General features: G+C 57.7%; 15 protein-coding genes and 1 pseudogene. 5 read left to right on the forward strand and 11 right to left on the reverse strand.

Annotated elements, in window-relative coordinates; translation table 11 throughout:
- Nucleotides 1-1,898: molecular chaperone HtpG (gene htpG / locus JWR17_RS22615; protein WP_299835002.1), on the forward strand; the 1,898-nt coding region annotated here is incomplete at its 5' end.
- 61 nt (nucleotides 1,899-1,959) lie between these two features.
- A complete protein-coding gene (locus JWR17_RS22620) occupies nucleotides 1,960-2,688 on the forward strand; it encodes a dienelactone hydrolase family protein (protein ID WP_299835003.1) in 729 nt (242 codons plus the stop codon).
- Nucleotides 2,689-2,929: 241 nt separating this feature from the next.
- On the opposite strand, the gene JWR17_RS22625 is transcribed toward JWR17_RS22620, so the two are convergent.
- From JWR17_RS22625 to JWR17_RS22645, 5 genes and pseudogenes are all read right to left on the reverse strand, one after another.
- Nucleotides 2,930-3,784, reverse strand: coding sequence for a pirin family protein (locus tag JWR17_RS22625; RefSeq protein ID WP_299835005.1), 855 nt, complete (start codon nucleotides 3,782-3,784; stop codon nucleotides 2,930-2,932).
- 17 nt (nucleotides 3,785-3,801) lie between these two features.
- Nucleotides 3,802-3,960, reverse strand: a pseudogene (locus JWR17_RS22630) (OsmC family peroxiredoxin); the annotation flags it as partial.
- 218 nt (nucleotides 3,961-4,178) lie between these two features.
- Nucleotides 4,179-5,399, reverse strand: coding sequence for a beta-ketoacyl-ACP synthase I (gene fabB, locus JWR17_RS22635; protein ID WP_299835007.1), 1,221 nt, complete (start codon nucleotides 5,397-5,399; stop codon nucleotides 4,179-4,181).
- Nucleotides 5,400-5,409: 10 nt separating this feature from the next.
- Nucleotides 5,410-5,925, reverse strand: a complete 516-nt coding sequence (gene fabA, locus JWR17_RS22640; protein ID WP_299835009.1) for a 3-hydroxyacyl-[acyl-carrier-protein] dehydratase FabA — start codon at nucleotides 5,923-5,925, stop codon at nucleotides 5,410-5,412.
- 224 nt (nucleotides 5,926-6,149) lie between these two features.
- Nucleotides 6,150-8,075 carry a response regulator gene (locus JWR17_RS22645; protein WP_299835011.1) on the reverse strand — a complete coding sequence of 642 codons (1,926 nt, stop codon included), beginning with the start codon at nucleotides 8,073-8,075 and terminating at the stop codon, nucleotides 6,150-6,152.
- 254 nt (nucleotides 8,076-8,329) lie between these two features.
- On the opposite strand from JWR17_RS22645, the gene JWR17_RS22650 reads away from it, so the two are divergent.
- From JWR17_RS22650 to sixA, 3 genes are read left to right on the forward strand one after another with little or no spacing between them, the layout of a single operon-like run.
- A complete protein-coding gene (locus tag JWR17_RS22650; protein WP_299835013.1) occupies nucleotides 8,330-9,352 on the forward strand; it encodes an NAD(P)H-dependent glycerol-3-phosphate dehydrogenase in 1,023 nt (340 codons plus the stop codon).
- A 42-nt stretch (nucleotides 9,353-9,394) separates the two neighbouring features.
- Entirely contained in the window at nucleotides 9,395-9,739 is a 345-nt protein-coding gene (locus JWR17_RS22655) for a DUF4389 domain-containing protein (RefSeq protein ID WP_299835015.1), read from the forward strand.
- On the forward strand, nucleotides 9,736-10,191 hold the full coding sequence (gene sixA, locus JWR17_RS22660) for a phosphohistidine phosphatase SixA (protein ID WP_299835017.1): 456 nt from the start codon (nucleotides 9,736-9,738) through the stop codon (nucleotides 10,189-10,191). The genes JWR17_RS22655 and sixA overlap by 4 nt, the downstream gene beginning before the upstream one ends.
- Nucleotides 10,192-10,339: 148 nt before the next feature.
- Here the strand turns inward: sixA and JWR17_RS22665 are convergent, their stop codons facing one another.
- The 6 genes from JWR17_RS22665 to JWR17_RS22690 form a co-directional block, all read right to left on the reverse strand.
- Nucleotides 10,340-11,098, reverse strand: coding sequence for an anti-sigma factor (locus JWR17_RS22665; protein WP_299835019.1), 759 nt, complete (start codon nucleotides 11,096-11,098; stop codon nucleotides 10,340-10,342).
- Nucleotides 11,095-11,607 carry a sigma-70 family RNA polymerase sigma factor gene (locus tag JWR17_RS22670; RefSeq protein WP_299835020.1) on the reverse strand — a complete coding sequence of 171 codons (513 nt, stop codon included), beginning with the start codon at nucleotides 11,605-11,607 and terminating at the stop codon, nucleotides 11,095-11,097. The genes JWR17_RS22665 and JWR17_RS22670 overlap by 4 nt, the downstream gene beginning before the upstream one ends.
- Before the next feature lie 156 nt (nucleotides 11,608-11,763).
- On the reverse strand, nucleotides 11,764-12,909 hold the full coding sequence (locus tag JWR17_RS22675; RefSeq protein WP_299835021.1) for a M14-type cytosolic carboxypeptidase: 1,146 nt from the start codon (nucleotides 12,907-12,909) through the stop codon (nucleotides 11,764-11,766).
- A 329-nt stretch (nucleotides 12,910-13,238) separates the two neighbouring features.
- Nucleotides 13,239-15,251 (reverse strand): acetyl/propionyl/methylcrotonyl-CoA carboxylase subunit alpha, encoded by a 2,013-nt coding sequence (locus JWR17_RS22680; RefSeq protein WP_299835023.1) that lies wholly within the window; start codon nucleotides 15,249-15,251, stop codon nucleotides 13,239-13,241.
- A complete protein-coding gene (locus tag JWR17_RS22685; protein WP_299835025.1) occupies nucleotides 15,248-16,063 on the reverse strand; it encodes a gamma-carboxygeranoyl-CoA hydratase in 816 nt (271 codons plus the stop codon). The genes JWR17_RS22680 and JWR17_RS22685 overlap by 4 nt, the downstream gene beginning before the upstream one ends.
- Nucleotides 16,064-16,087: 24 nt before the next feature.
- Nucleotides 16,088-17,695, reverse strand: a complete 1,608-nt coding sequence (locus tag JWR17_RS22690) for a carboxyl transferase domain-containing protein (RefSeq protein WP_299835027.1) — start codon at nucleotides 17,693-17,695, stop codon at nucleotides 16,088-16,090.
- Nucleotides 17,696-17,707 lie beyond the last annotated feature (12 nt).

Below are 17,707 nucleotides of genomic sequence, written 5' to 3' on the forward strand. Positions count from 1 at the left end.
TGGAAACTCAAAAGGAAACCCTGGGCTTCCAGACCGAGGTAAAGCAGCTGCTGCACCTCATGATCCATTCGCTGTATTCCAACAAGGAAATTTTCCTTCGCGAATTGATCTCGAACGCCTCTGACGCTGTTGATAAATTACGCTTCGAAGCATTGTCCAGGCCGGACCTGCTCGAAGGCGGCGCTGAGCTGAAAATCCGTGTGAGTTTCGACAAGGACGCGAAAACCGTCACCCTCGAAGACAACGGCATCGGCATGAGCCGTGAAGACGCCATCACTCACTTGGGCACTATCGCCAAGTCGGGTACTGCGGACTTCATGAAGAACCTGTCGGGCGACCAGAAAAAAGATTCGCACCTCATCGGCCAGTTCGGTGTGGGCTTCTACTCGGCATTTATTGTTGCCGACCAGGTTGAAGTGTTCAGCCGTCGTGCAGGCTTGCCTGCCAGCGAAGGCGTGCATTGGTCTTCAAAAGGCGAGGGCGAGTTTGAAATCGCTACCGTCGAGAAAGCTGATCGCGGTACGCGAATTGTCCTGCACCTGAAAAGCGCTGAAGATGAATTCGCCGACGGCTACCGTCTGCGCAACATCATCAAAAAATACTCTGATCACATCGCTCTGCCCATCGAACTGCCGAAAGAGCAGAACGCTGCCGAAGGCGAAGCCGCGCCTGAGCTGGAGTGGGAAACCGTTAACCGCGCCAGTGCGCTGTGGACCCGTCCACGGGGCGAGGTGAAGGACGAGGAATACCAAGAGTTCTACAAGCACGTCGCCCATGATTTCGAAAATCCGCTGAGCTGGAGCCACAACAAGGTGGAAGGCAAGCTGGAATACAGCTCGCTGCTTTATGTGCCAGCTCGCGCGCCGTTCGATTTGTACCAGCGCGAAGCCGCCCGTGGGCTCAAGCTGTACGTACAGCGCGTGTTCGTCATGGACCAGGCTGAGTCGTTCTTGCCGTTATACCTGCGCTTCGTCAAAGGCGTGGTCGACTCCAACGACCTGTCGTTGAACGTATCGCGTGAAATTCTGCAGAAAGACCCGATCATCGACTCGATGAAGTCGGCGCTGACCAAGCGCGTGCTGGACATGCTGGAAAAACTGGCGAAGAACGAGCCTGAGCAATACAAAGGCTTCTGGAAAAACTTTGGTCAGGTCATGAAAGAAGGCCCGGCTGAAGACTTCGCCAACAAGGAAAAAATTGCCGGCTTGCTGCGTTTCGCATCGACCCACGAAGATGGCGGCGAACAAACCGTCGCGCTGAGTGAATACCTGGCCCGTGCCAAGGAAGGTCAGGACAAGATTTACTACCTGACCGGCGAAACCTACGCTCAGGTCAAAAACAGCCCGCACCTGGAAGTCTTCCGCAAGAAAGGCATCGAAGTGTTGCTGTTGACCGACCGTATCGACGAATGGTTGATGAGCTACCTCAGCGACTTCGACGGCAAAGGTTTTGTTGACGTTGCACGTGGCGATCTGGACTTGGGCAAACTTGACTCCGAAGAGGACAAGAAGGCCCAGGAAGAAGTTGCCAAAGACAAGGAAGGCTTGATTGAGCGCCTTAAAGCCGCTCTGGGCGAGGCTGTCAGCGAAGTGCGGGTTTCCCACCGCCTGACCGATTCGCCGGCGATCCTGGCCATTGGCGAGCAAGACCTGGGGCTGCAAATGCGTCAGATTCTTGAGGCCAGCGGCCAGAAGGTTCCGGATTCCAAGCCGATCTTCGAGTTCAACCCGGCTCACCCGTTGATCGCCAAGCTTGATGCAGAGCAAAGCGAAGAGCGTTTCGGTGATCTGTCGCACATCTTGTTTGACCAGGCCGCTCTGGCAGCAGGCGACAGCCTGAAAGACCCGGCCGCGTATGTGCGCCGTCTGAACAAGCTCTTGGTAGAGTTGTCGGTTTAAACGACCAGCGAAAAACCCGCTTCGGCGGGTTTTTTTTAATAATTTTTTACGAGGGCAACAAATGAGCAACGTTACCGTTCGTTCCGTGGTTTACCAAATTGATGGCCAATCGTATGAAAGCCGTCTGGTGTTTGATTCCAGCGATGCCTCGTCGCGTCCAGGTCTGGTGATGGCGCCGAACTGGATGGGCGTGAGCGAAGGCGCGGAAACGATCGCGCAATCGGTCGCCGAACAGGGTTACGTAGTATTGCTGGCTGACTTGTATGGTCAGGCGGTCCGTCCGCAAAACGGTGATGAGGCAGCCGCAGCCATGATGCCGCTGAAGAATGATCGGGGTTTGACGCGTAAGCGTATGCAAGCGGCCCTGGACGCGCTTAAGTCACAGACTGACGCGCCGGTGGACACCGGCAAGCTGGCAACCTTCGGTTTCTGCTTTGGCGGTTGCTGCTCCCTGGAACTGGCCCGTAGCGGTGCTGATCTGAAGGCCACCGTCACCTTTCACGGCAGTCTGGACACACCGAACCCGGCTGATGCCAATAACATCAAGGGCCCGGTGTTGGTCATGCACGGCGCTTCCGATCCTCTGGTCCCGAAAGAACAGTTGCCTGCGTTCGAAGACGAAATGAACGCGGCAGGCGTGGACTGGCAATTGCTCAGCTACGGCGGCGCGGTGCACTCGTTTACCGATCCGCATGCCAACACCCCGGGCAAACAAATGTACGACGCCAAAACCTCAAAACGTGCGTTTACGTCAATGCACAACTTGCTGGACGAAGTGTTCAAGGGCTAATGCTTTAACACTCCCCAATTTGTAGGAGTCAACGCATAACTTATTGACTTAAAAATAATCTGTAGGAGCTGCCGAAGGCTGCGATTCGACCGGGAACCGGTCGCCCTCGTTATACCGCTGAAGGGGTGCGCCGGTCGCCCGCCACCCCGGCCTATCGCAGCCTTCGGCAGCTCCTACAGGTTTTGTGTTTGCTGCGCGACAGCACGGCGTCGAAGACGTGGCGGACCCTCCTACAGATACGCTATCTCGGCAACTCGATCCTTTCTATTTCCCCAGGCACCGTTGGCCAGTCTCCTGCGGCCCAGCGCGCGCGGGCCTGGTCGATCATGGCCGGATCGCTGGCAACAAAGTTCCAGTTCATCCGGCGCGGCCCGTCCAACGGCGCGCCCCCGATCAGCACCCCATGGCATTCACTGGCGGCGCCTAACGTCATGGCTTCGCCCATGGGCAAAACCACCAGTGTTCGCACCTCCACGGGCTCGCCATCCAACTGAGCGTCCCCGGACAGCAGGTACAGCGCGCGCTCTTCATGCTCTGCCGGAATCAACAAGGTGGTGGCGGTTTGCAGATTGATCTCGGCATACACCGTCGGCGACTGCACCGGAACCGGAGACACCAGGCAAAAGCCGCTGCCAGCGATCATGCGAATACGAATACCCAGGTTGTCACTGAGCGGAAGGGTCGGCGCCGGATGATGACTGTAATGCCCAGGCCCTTGCTCATGCTCCTTGGGCGTAGCCAACCAGACTTGCAACCCGTGCATGCGCGAACCCGCAATACGCAACGCTTCAGGGGTACGCTCGATGTGCGCAATCGCGCTGCCAGCGGTCATCCAACTGACCTCGCCGGGTTGGACCCTTTGGTCGCTACCCAAGCTGTCCTTGTGCAGCAGTTCGCCCTCAAACAAGTAGGTGAGGGTCGACAAGCCGATGTGCGGATGCTGACGAATATTCATGCCATGACCGGCCGGATAATCGGTTTCCAGCAGGTGATCAAAGAACACGAAGGGGCCGACACTGCGGCATTTGGCGGAGGGCAGTGGGCGCAGTATCGGCTGGCCTTCAACATCTTCGGCGCGTGGCTTGATTACGATCATTGGGGCTCTCGGCAATGCTATTGACTGAAAGCACCTTCAGCCAGGTGGGTTTCGATGGTCACTTCAGTGCTGGTCATCAACGTGTGGACCGGGCAGTGATCGGCAACTCGGTGCAGCAAGGTGCGTTGAGCATCGCTAGGGGCCCCGCGCGGCGTCAGCTGGACCTGAATGGGATATCAGTAATCGCGCATTGTCAGAAACCGCGGCGGATTGGGTCATTGAGCCAGTAGCTTGGCATTTCATCACAACCGTTAGCGCGCAGGAATCACTGTTGTGCTTTTGTTTCGACGCCGCCAACGATATCAGCCGCCATGCAACATAGGCTGAGCGGAAAAAATGGCAAAAAAACGGCGCCCTGAGGCACCGTTTTTTATCGCGGTTTTACAATAGCCTATTACTTACCCTGCCAGCGTTTGAGCACCAGCGTGGCGTTAGTGCCGCCGAAACCAAAGCTGTTGCTCATGACCTGGTCGATCTTGGCGTTTTCACGGGTTTTGGTCAGGATCGGCATGTCAGCGACAACCGGGTCCAGCTCGTCGATGTTAGCGGAGCCGGCAATGAAGTTGCCTTCCATCATCAACATGCAGTAGATCGCTTCGTGAACGCCAGCGGCGCCCAGGGAGTGACCGGACAAACTTTTGGTCGAGCTGATAGCCGGTGCGTTGGTGCCGAAGACTTCACGCACGCCTTCCATCTCTTTCGCGTCGCCTACCGGGGTGGAAGTACCGTGGGTGTTGATGTAATCAATCGGTCCCTCAACGGTAGACAGCGCCATCTGCATGCAGCGGATGGCGCCTTCGCCGCTTGGCGCAACCATGTCGTAGCCATCGGAAGTCGCACCGTAGCCGACCACTTCAGCGTAGATTTTTGCGCCACGGGCCAGAGCATGTTCCAGCTCTTCAACCACGACCATACCGCCGCCACCCGCGATGACGAAACCGTCACGCTTGGCATCGTAGGCACGGGAGGCTTTTTCCGGGGTTTCGTTGTACTGGGTAGACAGCGCGCCCATGGCATCGAACAGGAACGACTGGCTCCAATGTTCTTCTTCACCGCCACCGGCGAAAACGATGTCCTGTTTACCCATCTGGATCTGTTCCATGGCGGTGCCGATGCAGTGAGCACTGGTGGCACAGGCAGAAGCGATGGAGTAGTTCAGGCCTTTGATCTTGAACGGGGTGGCCAGGCAGGCGGAAACCGTGCTGCTCATGGTCCGCGTTACGCGGTATGGGCCTACACGTTTGACGCCTTTTTCGCGCAGGATATCCAACGCTTCCATCTGGTTCAGCGTCGACGCGCCACCGCTACCAGCCACCAGGCCAGTGCGGGGGTTGGACACTTGATCTTCGCTCAGGCCCGAATCGGCGATGGCGTCTTTCATGGCCAGGTACGCGTAAGCAGCGGCATGGCCCACGAAGCGATAGATCTTGCGATCAATCAGTTCTTCGAGGTTGAGGTCAATGGAGCCGGAAACCTGGCTGCGCAGACCCATTTCGGCATATTCCGGATTAAAACGGATGCCAGGGCGGCTTGCACGCAAGTTGGCGGAAACGGTGTCTTTGTCATTGCCCAAGCAGGAAACAATGCCCAGACCAGTGATAACGACGCGGCGCATGCGAATACCCTTAGAAATTTTCAGTGGAAGTGAACAGGCCGACCCGAAGGCTTTCGGCGCTGTAGATTTCGCGACCATCAACGCTCACGGTGCCGTCGGCAATTGCCAGGACCAGTTTGCCTTTCATGGTGCGTTTGATCTGAATGTTATAGGTGATCTTCTTTGCAGTAGGCAGTACCTGACCGAAGAACTTCACTTCGCCAGAGCCCAATGCACGGCCACGGCCAGGGTTACCCTGCCAGCCGAGGTAGAAGCCTACGAGTTGCCACATGGCGTCGAGGCCCAGGCAGCCCGGCATGACTGGGTCACCTTCGAAGTGACAGGCGAAGAACCATAGGTCGGGATTAATATCCAACTCGGCGACCAATTCACCTTTGCCGTACTTGCCACCCTCTTTGCTGATATGGGTGATGCGATCCACCATCAACATGTTAGGGGCGGGCAGTTGCGCATTACCTGGGCCGAACAGCTCGCCGCGACTGCAGCGCAGCAGGTCTTCCCGGGTATAGGCGTTTTGTTGGGTCATGCGAGCTCCTCAATAATCCTGTGCGGCAGGGTGGGGCGTTACGTGCCCCGAATAACAAGTCCTGGCCGGATGACGCGCCAGATCTCAGCCGTCAGCCTACTCATAGACTATTGCGTTGTAGTGAAAGTCACAGCACAAGCGGAATGAAAGCACACTTGTGCACTGAAATCATAATCCAACCCGCTTTTACTCGCTGATTGGGCCATCAAGACTGCCGTAATTTATCATTTATCGCCAGTCGCAGGTGCTGGAAGGGGCAGCCAATGCTGAAGAACTTGTTGTAAGTCAGCTCGTTTGAAGGGCTTGGCCAAATAATCATTCATGCCTGCCTGCAAACAGCGCTCCCGGTCACCGTGCAAGGCATTGGCGGTCAGGGCAATGATTGGCACCTGCCCACGGGCGGGTAATTGACGTATTTGGCGCGTGGCTTCGTAACCGTCGAGTATAGGCAGCCGACAATCCATCAAAATGGCCGCGAACTCGTTGACAGCAACCGCCTGCACAGCCTGGGCGCCGTCATTCGCCACGCTGACCTTGAAGCCCAGACTGCGCAGCATGGCCTCGATAACGGTCTGGTTGACCGGGTTATCTTCGACCAGCAGTACCTGCAGGCTCCTGCCGTCGTCACTGGCTTCAACGGCGGGGGCTATTTTTTCGGGCTTTTTGTGATGGTACAGCGTCAGAGGAATTTCCAGGGTGAAGACCGAACCCATGCCTTCTTCGCTTTTGGCCCGCAATGTCCCGCCCATGCGCTCAGCCAGCGTGCGCGCGATGGGCAGGCCCAGTCCGGTACCGCCATAGCGCCGGGAAATGGAACTGTCGGCTTGCTGGAAAGCATTGAACATGAGCTCAAGGCGCTCGGCAGAAATACCAATGCCACTGTCACGAACAATGCAGGTGAACCAGATCAAATTATGGTCCAGCGGCTGCCACTGGGTTTCAACCTGGACGCTGCCCAGCTCAGTGAATTTCATTGCGTTGCCAATCAGATTGACCAATATCTGGCGAATTCGGGTGGGATCGCCTTGCACTTCCAGCACGTCGAGTCCGGGCGGGGATTTCAACTCCAGCAGCAAACCGCGCTGCTGGGCGCTGTGGTGGAACGCTTGGGCGGAGGTGCTGATCAGCTCCGCCAGGTTAAACGGAATGCTTTCTAGCTCGAGGGCGTCGCGCTCAATGCGTGAGAAGTCCAGAATATCGTTGATTACCCGCAACAGGTGTTCGGTGGATTCGGTGGCCAGGGTTGAATATTCGGCCTGCTCCTCGGTCATGCGCGTGGTTTCCAATAACTGCAACATGCCCAGGACGCCGTTCATGGGCGTACGAAGCTCGTGACTCATCATCGCCAGGAAATCGGATTTGGCGCTGTTGGCGCGCTCCGCTTCTTCCCGTGTCTGAATCAGTTGCGCGATGGCTTGCTGTTGCTCGCCGCTGGCTGTTTCCAGGCCCGAAGCGAGGTGGTTGATATGGCGCGCCAGGTCGCCCAGTTCGCCATCGTCGGGCACTGGGAGCGGCATGCGGTAATCGCCTTGTTGGATCGCCTTGACCGCTTCGACCATGTCGCTGATGGGCTGCGACAGACTCAATGCCAGGCGCCGCGCCAGGATGTACGTAAACAACAGCGCAAAAAGAGCGAGAATGACCGCCTTGAACAGGATTTCTTGCTGCCGTTGGCTGAACGCATCGTTGGACATTCCTACCAATACTCGTCCGATGTAGTCGTTCGTACGGGGCGCGGGGCCGTTTGAACCGTCCAGTAGATACGCGTCCGGATTGCTGCTTTGCAGGCGTATCGGGGCTTGAAACATTTCTACCTGGGTCGGGCGCGTACCGTTCAGGTCCGGTTGCTCGACATACACCAAAACGTGATTATTGTTGTCCTGGACCTCCAGAAAACGTACATGGGGGGTTGCAAGCGTCGCCCGCATCAAGCCTTCGAGCACTTCATAATTGCCCACGATAACGCCGTACTCTGACGCTGGAGCCAGTTGGTTCGCGATGAGTTGGCCAGTGGAATTCAGTTCCTGGCGCAGGTCCTGAAGACGTACAAAGGTAAAAAAGCTGATGAGTAACAGAGTCAACAGCAGTGCCGGGCCCAGGCTGATGATTTGCGTACGGGTGTTGATCCCCCAGCTGCGCTGAAATGTCATTGGCTTATTGGTCGCCGAATGAAGCGCTGCGGCATAGGGCGCCGTTGCGTTGCCGGGAGGTCCCTGTCATCGACAAACACATGTTCAACCTCTGATGGTATCGGTCCTGCATGTTAACCGACGTAGAAGCAAATGCCATGGAACTTGCGCGGTATTGATCAGCCTCAATTGAGCTGTTGCCAGGGCTGGTCGCGACCGCACGGCCCCGTATAATGCCTGCCATCGCCAGAATGATGGCTCTAAATGGATTGGTTATGACTCAACAGCAACCTATCGCGGTTCTTGGAGGCGGCAGCTTCGGTACTGCAGTGGCGAACCTGCTGGCGGAGAACGGCTATCCAGTCCGACATTGGATGCGTGATGCGGCCCAAGCCGAAGCGATCCGGGTCAACCGTGAAAACCCACGTTATCTCAAAGGCATCAAGGTTCACCCAACGGTTGAGCCTTTGACCGACTTGCTGACAACCCTTACTGACAGCGAGCTGATTTTTGTCGCCTTGCCCTCCAGTGCGTTACGCGCTGTGCTGGCGGAACACGCCGGTCTGTTGACTGCCAAAATGCTGGTCAGCCTGACCAAGGGCATCGAGGCCCACACGTTCAAGTTGATGAGCGAGATTCTCGAAGAAATTGCGCCGCAATCGCGCATCGGTGTGTTGTCCGGACCCAATCTGGCTCGGGAAATCGCCGAGCACGCGTTGACCGCAACCGTGGTCGCCAGCGCGGACGAAGACCTCTGCCAACAGGTGCAAGAAGTGCTCCACGGTCGCACCTTCCGTGTCTATGCCAGCGCCGATCGGTTTGGTGTCGAACTGGGTGGAGCGTTAAAGAACGTCTACGCAATTATTGCCGGAATGGCCGTGGCGTTAGGCATGGGTGAAAACACCAAGAGTATGCTGATTACCCGTGCATTGGCGGAAATGACCCGATTCGCCGTCAGCCAGGGTGCGAACCCGATGACCTTTCTCGGATTGGCCGGAGTCGGCGACTTGATCGTGACTTGTTCATCGCCGAAAAGCCGCAACTATCAGGTCGGTTTCGCCCTCGGACAGGGGTTGACGCTTGAAGACGCCGTTACTCGTCTAGGGGAAGTGGCCGAAGGGGTGAACACACTGAAGGTGCTCAAGGTCAAAGCCGATGAACTCAATGTGTACATGCCGTTGGTTGCAGGGTTGCACGCGATTCTTTTCGAAGGTCGTACGCTTAACCAGGTAATTGAAGTGCTGATGCGCGCCGAGCCGAAAACCGATGTCGATTTTATTTCTACCAGTGGGTTCTAACTGAACCGCTGATCATGGAAGCCACGCAAGCAGGGGAAGGTCTTGAACGAATCTAAACTCAAGCAGCATGAATCAGTCTTGCTGCGTATTTTGTGGATGCTGTTGTTCGTATTGATCTGGCAACTGGCGGAAGTCGTGCTGGGCTGTGTGGTCCTGGTGCAGTTGGGCTACCGGCTGGCCTATGGTGCGCCCAGTGGCAGCCTGATGAACTTTGGTGACAGCGTCAGCCAGTACCTGGCGCAAATTGGCCGATTCGGCACGTTCCACAGTGACCAAAAACCGTGGCCGTTCGCCGACTGGCCTACGCCTCGCGCACCCGAGGGCGAAGCGCCGCACAGCGTCGCGCCAGCTGCGCATCCGGTTCGAGATGAGGAACCGAAGCTATGAAGCTGTGGATTCTGCGCCACGGCGAGGCCCATTCGCAGGCGCGAAGTGATGCTGAGCGGGAATTGACCGCCCAGGGCCGCGACGAAGTGTTGAACAGCGCGGCGCACCTGTTGGGCAAACCGCTGACTCGGATCATTGCCAGTCCGTATCTACGTGCGCAGCAGACCGCACAGCTCGTCCATCAGGTTCTCGGGCTCAGTGAACCGGTCATCACCGCTAACTGGCTGACGCCGGACAGCGACCCGCGCACAGTGCTGAGTCAACTGGAGGGTTATTCGGCAGAGGATGTGTTGCTGGTCAGCCATCAACCGCTGGTGGGGTCGTTGGTGGGTGGCCTGGTGCACGGTCATTACCGTAATGCGCAGCCCATGAGCACCGCCAGCCTCGCCGAGCTGGAGGGTGACTTTCCCTTGGCCGGCCTGATGGAGCTGCGCAGCATGCGCCACGTCTGATCTACAGGCATTTTGCAACTCTCTGTAGGAGCCACCGTGTTGGCGAGGCAGGCGACGCGGTTCATTTGAATATCGGTGGTGCTGCAGATATTGCCAACACGTTGGTTCCTACAGGGTTCCAAACAGCCTGAAGAACCCCGATTCAACCCTATATCGGCTGCCGAATCGCCTGCCGGGCCATTTGCGCCGCCGGGTCATCGGCCGGGCTGACCATGGCGTAGTTGTACCCGCCACCGGACCAGTAATCCGCCTGCAATTCACCGTCGCGACGGCTGCCACGGGGCAGCAGATGATTTTGCGGCCCTGGTGGACGAATGTAGAAGCTGACTTTGCGCCCGGTGCCGTCTTGGTAGACGACCATTGCTGCGGCGCCTTGCTCAGTGCTGGTCAGACGTCCGCTGACCGGTTTGAAACCTGCTGCCTCAAGATCCGGAAGTCGATTAGCCTGGGAGAAGTTCTTGTCCAGCCAGCCCTGTGCATTGCTGGTCTTTTCCGCGCTCCAGTCCGAGGCGACGTTGTCGTTCACTGCGAACATCCGATACGCCTGCACCGCATCTGCCATTGGCAGGACGTTGTTGGCGAAGGTCATTTCCCGCGCCTGCCAACCACTTAAGCCGCCGACGCTGACGGCGATTAGCAACACCGCTGCGGTGGCGTAATGCCGATAGGACGTGCGGCGCATGCGTTGGCGAATAAACGCCGGGTCCAGCTCAGGGTTCACGGGCATGCGTAGGCCACCACTTAACGCGGCTCGCAAATGCTGCGCATCCAACTGCCAGGCCGCTATTTGTTCAGCCTGTTCCGGGTGGGCCGCCAACCATGTTTCCAGGGTCAAGCGATCAGCATCGCTGAGTTGATGATCGACGTAGGCGTGTAAGTCACGTTCGCTGGGGGGCAGAGTAATCATTTCAATATCCGCAGAGAAGGAAGTGTAATTTCGCCGTCGCTGAGCTGGCGCAGGGCCTGGCGAGCACGGGACAATCGCGACATGACGGTGCCAACCGGAACATCAAGGATTTCGGCGACCTCTTTATAACTGAGGCCTTCCACCGACACCCACAGCAACAAGGCCCGTTGCTCGGTGTTTAACAACCCGAATGCTTCAAGCGTCGACTGCGCGACTACGGTACGTTCGACAGACGGTTCATAGTGATCGTCACTGCCCCCCGTGAACAGTTCCAGCATACGGCTGTAACGTCGAGAGCGGCGGTGCGCGTCGAGAAACTGTCGGTACAGAATGGAAAATAACCAGGCGCGCAAATCGCCTTCCGGACGCTTATCCGCCCAGCGCGACAAGGCCTTTTCAAGACTCGATTGCACCAGATCATCAGCGCTGCTGGGATCGCGTGTCAGCCACACCGCGAAGCGACGCATTCGCGGCAATAACTCTCGGAGTTGATCGTCAAGTTCGTTCATGGGCCTGCGGTTCCAAGTCAGCAACTATGATCATTTAGATCGTGTGACCAGAGAGACGCCTGTCAAACAGACTTATTCCAACGAAAAAGAAATTAATTTTAGTCGATGGAATGAATCGTACTCGCCAGCATGCACATGCGAGACACCTGTCGCGGCTCAGCGCAAAACCGGGACCAATTCGGTGATCATGGTCAACACATCCTTGGCCAGTTGCTTTGAACGACTCCCTGACCAGCCAGTCAGCGTATCCGGCGCATCGTTGTTGTCTTTGAAGGGCATTTCCAGCGTCAGCGACAAGCATTTATAACGCTCGCCGACGCTGTTGGCTGCCAGGTTCATGTTCGCTTGCCCGGGACGACTGCGGGGGTAGCCATAGCGGGACTGGAAATCGCGGGTGATCTCGCTCAAGCGGCGGCGGAAATGTTCTTCCAGTTGTTGCTGAAGTGGCGTGTAGCCCGGGTTGCCTTCGCAGGCAGCGGCGAAAATATAGGGAATTTCCTCATCACCGTGGGCATCGAGGAACATATCGACCCCGTATTTTTCCATCTGCTGTTGAACGAAAAACACTTCCGGGCTCAACTCTTCGCTGGAACTCTGCCAGGCACGATTCAAGTCTTTGCCCTTAGCGTTAGTGCGTAAATGTCCATGGAACGAACCGTCCGGGTTCATGTGCGGCACCAGGTACAGGGTTGCGGTCGACAGCAGTTGCTGCATTACCGGATCAGCGTTGTCCTGCAGGCGCTCAACCAACCCTTCCATGAACCATTCGGCCATGTGCTCGCCGGGGTGCTGCTGGGCAATGATCCAGATGTTGCGCTTGCCTGCCGCGCCATCGCCTTTGCGCAGTAACTGAATCTCACGACCTTCGACGCTGTTGCCGGTCGCAATCAGTTCCATGCCAGCTTTATTAGTGGCCTGATCGATCAGCGTGTCATGGCGTGCGCGGCTGTAGGGCTCGAAATAGGCGAAATAAACCTGCGGCTCACTCGGTGCGAGGCTGAAGTCCAGGCTGGCGCCGTCGTAGGTGGTGGGCACCCGAAACCAGCTTTCATGATCGTAAGAGGCGACAACGTTGTAGCCGCTCCAGGCGCTGTTGTAACTGGACTTACCGGCATTAACCAGGCTGAACGCGTGCTTCTGGCCAACGTTGAGGTTTTCGACTTTAAAGTGGAACCACTGAAAGTGCGGGCTGTGGGTATCCGGGCGAATGGCCAGTTTGGTCAAGCCTGGATTACTGGCGTCGATCACTTCGATGTTGCCGCTATCGAAATCGGCGCTGATTTTGAGAGAGGTTTGGGTCACGGTTGTTTCCTGGAGACGGTGGTGCCAAATAAGGCCGGTACTGTACACCAAAGAAAACAAACGCAAAAAAAAGACCCGGCAAAAAGCCGGGTCAAAACCGTGATTAGCCTGATGAGGAGATAATCCAAGAGCCGACCTGAGACTCTTGATTACCAGACCAGCCTTGCGGCCAGTTCGGTAATACTAATCGTTATCATTCGCAGACAAAAGCTTTTTCTTTTTTAAATTGATAAGCCGTCGAATGGCAGACATCAGACCTCCTGTAGCCAACGTGTTGGCGAGGCTATTACCTGGCTCGCCGAGTAATGCCTCTTGCCAACAAGCTGGCGCTACAGAGTCTCGGAATCGGGGAGGGCCAGTTCCACCAACACCGTCCCTTCGCTGACCATTTCGCCCTCGCTGCAATACACCGCCTTGACCACGCCAGCGTGGGGCGCGCGGATGCTGTGTTCCATTTTCATGGCTTCGAGCACCACCAGTTGCGTACCGATGTCGACCGTTTGCCCGACCTCGATCAGTACCCGGACGATGCTGCCGTTCATGGGTGCCGTCAGGCCGCCTTGTTGGGTGTGAGTGGCTTCAACCTCGGCGATAGGGTCCAGGCGCTTGATCGTATGCAGTTCGCCGTACCACTGCAGATAAAGCGTGTCGCCTCTGCGGATCGCAAGGTGCTGGCGGCGCACACCCTCGTGTTCAAGCACAAGCTGTTCACCCTGCAACATGGCCAGCGAGGCCGTGCTGTTACGCAGTTGGATCACCTGTTTCTGCCCGTTGCAGCTCAAATGCAGGTTGATTTCACCTGGCAGGCCAGCGCGCAGGCCACGATTGCTCGACCAGGGTGAATGCGGATCATCCTGGCGAATCGTATTGGCCTGGCTTTGACTGAAGGCTTCACCTGCTGCCCGCCAGAACTCTGCTGACAATTCCCCCGAGGCGGGCAACAGCTGATCCTGATAACGGGGAATGAAATCGGTATCCAGCTCCGCTGCGGCGAACGCGGGGTGTGCAACGATGCGGCGCAAAAACGCCAGGTTAGTTCTCAGCCCGCCGATAGCACATTCGTCCAGCATCGCCAGCAACCGCAAGCGTGCCTGCTCGCGGTTTTCACCCCAAGCGATCAGCTTGCCGAGCATGGGGTCATAGAATGGCGAGACGCTGTCGCCTTCAGCCACGCCGCTGTCCACGCGGCGACCTGGACCGGGTGATGACTCCCGATAAACAGCCAGGGTGCCGGTGGCGGGCAAAAAGTCATTACTTGGGTCTTCGGCGTACAGCCGCACTTCAATCGCGTGGCCGGTCAATGGCACCTGGGCTTGAGTGATCGGCAGCGGCTCACCCTGGGCCACGCGAATTTGCCACGCCACCAGATCCAGGCCGGTGATCGCTTCGGTTACCGGGTGCTCGACCTGTAGACGAGTGTTCATCTCCATAAAGAAGAACTCGCCCCGGGAGTCGAGCAAAAACTCCACCGTGCCGGCACCTACATAGCCGATGGTCTGCGCCGCGCGCACGGCAGCTTCGCCCATGGCCTGGCGCAATTGCGGGCTTAGGCCCGGCGCTGGCGCTTCTTCCACGACTTTTTGATGACGACGCTGGATCGAGCAGTCCCGTTCATTGAGGTACAGGCAATTACCCTGTTGATCGGCGAACACCTGGATTTCCACATGCCGAGGCTTGAGCAGGTATTTCTCTACCAACATTCGCGAATCACCGAACGATGACTGGGCTTCACGCTGGGCAGAAGCCAGTGCTTCAGCCAGTTCACTGACCTGTTCGACGACCTTCATGCCTTTGCCGCCACCGCCTGCTGTGGCTTTGAGCAGCACGGGATAACCGATACGCTCGGCCGCAGCACGGAATGTATCGAGGTCTTGCGCGGCACCGTGGTAACCCGGCACCAGCGGCACACCGGCGTCTTCCATCAAGGCTTTGGCAGCGGATTTGCTGCCCATGGCATCGATGGCAGAGGCGGGCGGCCCGAGAAATATCAGCCCGGCATTTTCTATCGCGCGGGCAAAGCCGGCGTTTTCAGACAAAAATCCGTAGCCTGGATGGATTGCCTGAGCGCCGCTGGCTTTGGCCGCTGCGATCAATTTATCGATTAGCAAATAGCTGTCGGCTGCTTTACTGCCGCCCAGGTCGACTCGAATATCAGCCTCGCGGGCATGGCGGGCGTCCCGGTCCGTGGCGCTGTGCACCGCGACGGTGGTCAGGCCCAGCGCTTTGGCGGTGCGCATGATGCGGCAGGCGATTTCGCCACGGTTGGCCACCAGAATCCGCGTCAACAGCGGCGCGGGGCTCGGTGCAGGGCTTAAAGGCACAGGCGTTTGCGATGCGCTCATGGGCGCGGCTCCTTATTCAGTTCAGGCTGCCAGGCAGGCGGGCGCTTTTCCAGAAAGGCGCGCAAGCCTTCCTGGCCTTCCGGGCTGACCCGGATTCGGGCGATAGCGTTTTCACAGTAGCGGCGCAGGGCAGGGGTCAGCGTACCGTTTCCAACTTCTCGCATCAGGTCTTTGCTGGCGCGCATCGCTTGTGGACTGTTGAGTAACAACGTGTCGATCCACTGTTCGATGTGCTGTTCAAACGCCGCAGCTGGATAGCACTCGGCGAGTAAACCAATCTCTCGGGCGCGAACGCCGCTGAAGCGTTCGGCAGTCAGCGCGTAGCGCCGGGCCGCGCGTTCGCCGATGGCTTGCACCACGAATGGACTGATGACCGCCGGAGCCAAGCCAATTCGCACTTCCGACAGGCAGAACTGCGCATCATCGGTGCCGATCGCCATGTCACAGCAGCTGATCAGGCCTAATGCGCCGCCAAACGCAGCGCCTTGAACCACTGCAAGAGTCGGAATTTTCAATTTGGCCAGGTTGTACATCAGCTCGGCCAGTTCGCGGGCATCGCCAAGGTTGGCGTTGTAGTCCAGCTGCGCCGATTGCTGCATCCAGGCCAGATCGGCGCCGGCGCTGAAATGCCTGCCTCGGCCGCGAATCAGCATGAAGCGCAGGCTGGCGTCGGTTTGAACCTCATCCAGGGCCAGAATCAACTCGCGAATCATCTGCGCGTCGAAAGCGTTGTTCTTGTCCGGACGGTTAAGCCACAGCGTGGCGAACCCTCGTGGATCAGTGTGCAATTCCAAGGTCTTAAAATCAGACATGTTCACTCCGTTGGCGAGGCCCGGTTACATCCGGAACACACCAAATGTGCTGGGCTCAATGGGCGCGTTAAGCGATGCCGACAACGCCAGCGCAAGGATGTCTCGGGTTTGTGCAGGGTCGATCACGCCGTCGTCCCACAAGCGGGCGCTGGAGTAATACGGATGCCCCTGATGTTCGTACTGCTCGAGAATCGGCCGCTTGAGGTCGGCTTCCTGCTCGGCACTGAACACCTGGCCGCTGCGCTCGGCCTGTTCGCGCTTGACTTGCACCAACACCCCGGCTGCCTGTTCGCCGCCCATCACGCCGATTCGCGCGTTAGGCCACATCCACAGGAATCGCGGGTCGTAGGCGCGGCCGCACATGCCATAATTACCGGCCCCAAAGCTGCCACCAATGATTACCGTGTACTTCGGCACCTTGGCACAGGCCACCGCCGTCACCAGCTTGGCGCCGTGTTTGGCAATGCCGCCTGCTTCATACTTCTGCCCGACCATGAACCCCGTGATGTTCTGCAGGAACAACAAGGGAATACCGCGCTGACAGGCCAGCTCGATGAAGTGCGCGCCTTTCTGCGCCGACTCGGCAAACAGCACGCCGTTATTGGCCAGGATAGCAATGGGGTAGCCGTGCAAATGGCCGAAGCCGCACACCAGCGTGGTGCCGAACAGTGCCTTGAACTCATCGAACACCGAACCATCCACCAGCCGCGCAATCACTTCGCGGACATCAAACGGTTGTTTCGCGTCAGCCGGAATTACCCCATACAGCTCCTCGGCGCCATACAGCGGCGCGATGGGCAGGAGGGCGTTGAGTTGGCCTTGCTTGCGCCAATTGAGATTGGCGATGCTGCGGCGAGCGATGGCCAGTGCATGCTCATCGCTGTCGGCGTAATGGTCGGCAACCCCGGAAATCTTGCAATGCACATCGGCACCGCCCAAGTCTTCGGCGCTAACCACTTCGCCGGTGGCGGCTTTGACCAAAGGTGGCCCGGCGAGAAAAATCGTCGCCTGCTGGCGAACCATGATCGCTTCGTCGGCCATGGCCGGAACGTAAGCGCCGCCAGCCGTGCACGACCCCATAACCACTGCGATTTGCGGGATGCCCACGGCGCTCATGTTCGCCTGGTTAAAGAAAATCCTGCCGAAATGCTCGCGGTCCGGGAACACTTCATCTTGACGGGGCAAGTTGGCGCCGCCGGAATCTACCAAGTAGATACAAGGCAGACGGTTCTGCTGAGCAATGGTCTGCGCACGCAGGTGCTTTTTCACCGTCAACGGGTAATACGAGCCGCCTTTAACCGTCGCGTCGTTGGCGACAATCATGCACTCAACGCCTTCAACGCGGCCGATGCCAACAATCAAGCCGGCCGCAGGAACGTCCTCGCCATACACTTGGTAAGCCGTCAGTTGTCCGATTTCCAGAAAGGGGGAGCCGATATCCAACAGACGATTGATGCGTTCTCGTGGCAATAGCTTGCCCCGTGAAACATGACGTTCCTGAGCCTTGGGCCCGCCACCTTCATGGACCTGAGCCAGCAACTGACGCAAGCCTTCCACGTAAAGCAGCATCGCCGCGCTATTGGCTGAAAACTCCGGCGAACGGGTGTTGATCTGGGTATGCAAAATGGCCATGGGCTACTCCGT

The organism is Pseudomonas sp. (genome assembly GCF_028293835.1).
In the GTDB taxonomy this organism is placed as follows: Bacteria; Pseudomonadota; Gammaproteobacteria; order Pseudomonadales; family Pseudomonadaceae; genus Aquipseudomonas.